At 49.2% G+C, this 1,397-nt stretch carries 1 protein-coding gene; it reads left to right on the top strand.

The annotated features are described in order from the left end of the window. Window positions 1–1,397: isopeptide-forming domain-containing fimbrial protein (locus BUC05_RS12600; RefSeq protein ID WP_167369573.1), on the top strand; the 1,397-nt coding region annotated here is incomplete at both ends.

The raw sequence follows: 1,397 nt of genomic DNA, 5'->3' as shown, positions 1-1,397 counted from the left end.
CCAGGTCAAGCAGGGAAAGATATTGAGAATACAGCCGTTGTCGATGGCGACAATATCGACGACCCAGATGAGCCACGTGAAGATGTCGAAATCTATCCACGTGAGCCAAAGCTAGAATCAAGAAAATCAGCCACAAACGCAGATGAAAGCAAAGACGGCTATGAAGTCGGCGATACGGTTGTGTATACGATCGAAGCGCGCAATACTGTTGAAGACAGCTTGCTCGAAAACCTCACCATCACGGACGTTCTTCCAGAAGGGCTAACGTTTGTGGAAGGCAGCTTGGAAGTCAGCCATGGCGGTACAGGCAACTATGAAGACGGCAAGGTAACCGCTGAGTTCGGTGAAGTCAAAGACACCGAATGGCGTACGGTTACGTTTGAAGCAACGATCAACCCTGGTTATGTAGGCGAGACGATCGAAAACGTCGCACTCGTTGAAGTACCAAATATCGACGAGCCAGACGAGCCAGGAACCGATATTGATGTCGATCCGAAAGAGCCTAAGCTTGAGTCAAGAAAATCGGCTCAAAACGCAGATGAAAGCAAAGAGCGCTATGAAGTCGGCGACACGGTCGTGTATACGATCGAAGCGCGCAATACCGTTGAAGATAGCTTGCTCGAAAACCTCACCATTACGGACGTTCTTCCAGAAGGTCTGACGTTTGTCGAAGGCAGCTTGGAAGTCAGCCATGGCGGTATAGGCAACTTTGAAGACGGCAAGGCAACGGCTGAATTCGGCGAAGTCACAGACACCGAATGGCGCACAGTTACATTTGAAGCAACAATCGATTCTGGCTATGTGGGCGAGACGATCGAAAACGTCGCACTCGTTGAAGTACCGAACATCGACGAGCCAGACGAGCCAGGAACCGACATTGATGTCGATCCAAAAGAGCCAAAAACAGAATCGAGAAAATCAGCAACAAATGCTGATGAAAGCAAAGACGGCTATGAAGTCGGCGACACGGTTGTGTATACGATCCAATCACGCAACACGGTCGAAGACAGCTTGCTTGAAAACTTAAAAATCAGCGACGTCCTTCCAGAAGGGTTGACGTTTGTTGAAGGAAGTTTGGAAGTCAGTCATGGCGGCACAGGCAGCTATGAAGACGGCAAGGTCACGGCTGAATTTGGTGAAGTTAAAGACAATGACTGGCGTACGGTTACGTTTGAAGCAACGATCAACTCTGGTTATGTAGGCGAGACGATCGAAAACGTCGCACTCGTTGAAGTACCAAACATCGACGATCCAGACGAGCCAAGCACAGATGTCGATGTCGATCCGAAAAAGCCAAAAACGGAATCAGAAAAATCGGCAGCACTGCTTGAAAAAGCAGACGGCAATACCGATGAGGACAACCCAGAAGTGGGCGACACACTTCGGTATACGATTCA

This window comes from Shouchella rhizosphaerae (genome assembly GCF_900142675.1).
Classification (GTDB): Bacteria; Bacillota; Bacilli; order Bacillales; family Bacillaceae_D; genus Shouchella; species Shouchella rhizosphaerae.
This window is presented reverse-complemented; position numbering and strand designations above follow the sequence as displayed.